Source organism: Stenotrophomonas sp. P5_B8 (genome assembly GCF_054049855.1).
Map to the genome: position 1 here is coordinate 1 of NZ_JBFULO010000425.1, position 3,234 is coordinate 3,234.

Sequence of the window (3,234 nt, forward strand, 5' to 3'; positions counted from 1 at the left end):
CCTGCCAGCCGCGCATGGCGTGGCTCTACCGGGATTCGGCACATCGGCATCTGCAAGCCACGCATGGCGGGGCTCTACCGGTGATGGCGCGACAGGCGCGCCGGCTCAATGCTGCTTCGGCGTGCTCGGTCCGCAGCTGTCGCAGCCGCCGCACGCCCCGGCACTACCGGTAGCGGGCGGGGCGATCTTCCGCCCCAGCGTCTGCAGCCACGCGGCACGCTGCGGCTTGACCAGTCCCAGCGCGATCGCGCCGCGCACCGTGCGCACGACACCGGGGAACTGCTTTTTCAGCACCACCCACGCGCTGAACAGCACGATCAGCGCGACCACGATGTACTGCAGTAGCAGGCCGGCGCCCATCAGCCGCCGCCCAGCGCCACGGTCACCTGGTAGGTGACCAGCGCGGCGATGTAGGCCGCCGCGAACAGGTAGAAGGTGGCAAAGCCGACCTGCTTCCAGGAGTTGGTCTCGCGTTTGATCGTGGCCAGGGTGGAAATGCACATCGGCGCATAGATGAACCACACCAGCAGCGACAGGCCGGTGGCCAGCGACCAGCCATTGGCGACCACCGGGGTCAACGCCTGGATCGCGGCGTCGTCATCGGCGGCCGACAGTGCGTAGATCGTGGCCAGCGAGGACACCGCCACTTCGCGCGCACCCATCCCCGGGATCAGCGCGATGCAGATCTGCCAGTTGAAGCCCAGCGGCGCGAAGATCACCGCCATCGCATGGCCGAGCTGGCCGGCAAAGCTGTAGTCGATCGCCGGCATGGTCGCCCCGGGCGGCGCGGCCGGGAATTTCAGCAGCACCCACAGCAGGATGGTCAGCGACAGGATGATGCCGCCCACGCGCTTGAGGAAGATCATGCCGCGCTCGTACAGGCCCACCGCCAGGTCGCGCGGGTGCGGGATGCGGTAGGACGGCAGCTCCAGCATCAGCGGATGCTCGCTCTTGTCGCGGCGCCACTTCTTCATCACCCACGACATCGCCAGCGCGCTGAGAATCCCGGCCACGTACAGGCCGAACAGCACCAGCCCCTGCTGGCTGACGAAGCCCCACAGGGTCTTCTGCGGAATGAACGCACCGATCAGCAGCGCATACACCGGCAGGCGCGCCGAACAGGTCATCAGCGGCGCCACCAGGATGGTGGCCAGGCGATCGCGCGGGTCCTGGATGCTGCGGGTGGCCATGATGCCGGGCACCGCGCAGGCGAAGCTGGACAGAAGAGGGATGAACGAGCGCCCGGACAGGCCCGCCGAGGCCATCATGCGGTCCAGCAGGAACGCCGCGCGCGGCAGGTACCCGGATTCTTCCAGGGCCAGGATGAAAGCGAACAGGATCAGGATCTGCGGCAGGAATACCACCACTCCGCCGACGCCGGCGATGATGCCGTCGGTGAGCAGACTGGACAACGGGCCTTCCGGCAGCACCGCGCCGACGTGCTCGCCGAGCCAGCCGAAGCCGGCCTCGATGCCATMCATCAGCGGCGTGGCCCAGGCGAACACGGCCTGGAAGATCAGGAACATCACCACCACCAGCGTCAGCAGCCCGAACACCGGGTGCAACAGCCAGCGGTCCAGCGCGTCATCGATCCTGGCCGTGCGCGTGGGCATGCTCACCGAGGCGGCCAGGATGCCGCGCACCTGGGCGTGGTAGTCGGCCTCGCCGGCCGGCACCGCGACCGGTGCCTGCAGGTGCGGCACCATCGCATCGAGCCGCTCGACCAGCGCCTGGGCGCCGTTGCGGCGCACCGCCACGGTTTCCACCACCGGCACCCCGAGAGCCTGTTCCAGCGCGGGCACGTCGATCTTGATGCCACGCCGCTGCGCCGCATCGACCATGTTCAGCGCCACGATCATCGGCTTGCCCAACTCGCGCAGTTCCAGCGCGAAGCGCAGGTGCAGGCGCAGGTTGGTCGCATCGATCACGCACAGCAGCACATCCGGTGCGGCCTCGCCCGGGTAGAAGCCCCGGCACAGGTCGCGGGTGATCGCCTCGTCCAGGCTGGCCGGCTGCAGGCTGTAGGCGCCGGGCAGGTCGAGCACGGCGAACTCGCGGCCGGACGGTGCACGCAGGCGGCCTTCCTTGCGCTCCACGGTCACGCCGGTGTAATTGGCCACCTTCTGGCGGCTGCCGGTGAGCTGGTTGAACAACGCGGTCTTGCCACTGTTGGGGTTGCCGACCAGGGCGACGCGCAGGGATGCGGCGGCGCTCATGCGCCCGCTCCGGCCGGGATCGCGGTGATCTCGATGCGGCTGGCTTCGCTGCGGCGCAGGGCGAAACGGGTGAAACCGACCTGTACCAGCAGCGGCTCGCCACCCACCGGGCCGCGGGCGACAAGACGCACGTCTTCACCCTTGACGAAGCCCAGCTCGCGGAGGCGACGGGCGATGGCATCGTTTGCGTGCAGGTCCCGCACCGACTCCACCAGGGCGGAATCGTGCAGCGGCAGATCGGACAACGTCACGGAGCGCCTTCTTGCCAATCAGAATGGTTCTCAATTCTAGCATCGCCGCGCCGCGTCATTGCCCGTGACCGATGGCCCGCTATGATTCGTACATGTATGGAGTAATCGCAGGTTCCCATGAGTGATGCACTACGGATAGAACGCAGCGCCTCGGTGCTGACCCTTTGGCTGAACCGCCCCACCCTGCACAACGCCTTCGATGCGGCACTGATCGCCCAGCTGACCGCCGCACTGGAGGCGGCCGGGCGCGATGAACACGTGCGCGTGGTGGTGCTGGCCGGCCAGGGCGCCTCGTTTTCGGCGGGCGCGGACATGCAGTGGATGCGAGGCATGGCCGCTGCCAGCGAGGAGGACAACCGCCAGGACTCGCTGGCCCTGGCCCGGCTGATGCGCACCCTGGACGAGCTGCCCAAGCCCACCATCGCCCGCGTGCAGGGCGCCGCCTTCGGTGGCGGGGTCGGCCTGGTCGCCTGCTGCGACATCGCCATCGCCAGCACCAGCGCCCGCTTCGGCCTGACCGAAAGCCGGCTGGGCCTGCTGCCGGCGGTGATCTCGCCCTATGTGATCGACGCCATCGGCCCGCGCCAGGCGCGCCGCTGGTTCGCCACCGGCGAGCATTTCGATGCGGACACCGCGCTGCGGATCGGCCTGGTCCACCAGCTGATCGAACCTGAACGCATAGATGAAGCCGTGCAGCGCCAGATCGGCCTGCTCGACAAGGCCGGCCCGATCGCCTCGGCCTCGGCCAAGGAACTGGTGCGCCGGGT

At 68.7% G+C, this 3,234-nt stretch carries 4 protein-coding genes; 1 reads left to right on the forward strand and 3 read right to left on the reverse strand.

Features of this window, described 5'->3' with window-relative positions; translation table 11 throughout:
- Positions 1-105 precede the first annotated feature (105 nt).
- Genes ACXJKH_RS17485 through ACXJKH_RS17495 form a run of 3 tightly spaced genes read right to left on the reverse strand, consistent with a single transcriptional unit; the run spans position 106 to position 2,467 of the window.
- Positions 106-360: a DUF6587 family protein gene (locus ACXJKH_RS17485; protein WP_256777184.1), complete on the reverse strand. Its 255-nt coding sequence runs from the start codon at positions 358-360 to the stop codon at positions 106-108.
- Positions 360-2,216 carry a ferrous iron transporter B gene (gene feoB, locus ACXJKH_RS17490; RefSeq protein ID WP_457321225.1) on the reverse strand — a complete coding sequence of 619 codons (1,857 nt, stop codon included), beginning with the start codon at positions 2,214-2,216 and terminating at the stop codon, positions 360-362. Before feoB ends, ACXJKH_RS17485 begins: the two co-directional genes overlap by 1 nt.
- Positions 2,213-2,467 (reverse strand): FeoA domain-containing protein, encoded by a 255-nt coding sequence (locus tag ACXJKH_RS17495; RefSeq protein ID WP_256777187.1) that lies wholly within the window; start codon positions 2,465-2,467, stop codon positions 2,213-2,215. Before ACXJKH_RS17495 ends, feoB begins: the two co-directional genes overlap by 4 nt.
- Positions 2,468-2,584: 117 nt before the next feature.
- Here ACXJKH_RS17495 and ACXJKH_RS17500 point away from each other — a divergent pair.
- A partial coding sequence (locus ACXJKH_RS17500) for an enoyl-CoA hydratase-related protein (RefSeq protein WP_457321228.1) occupies positions 2,585-3,234 on the forward strand: 650 nt, incomplete at its 3' end.

What these genes read in the sequence shown, in the direction of transcription:
- ACXJKH_RS17485 (WP_256777184.1), bottom strand. Translation starts at nt 360, where the DNA reads ATGGGCGCCGGCCTGCTACTGCAGTACATCGTGGTCGCGCTGATCGTG.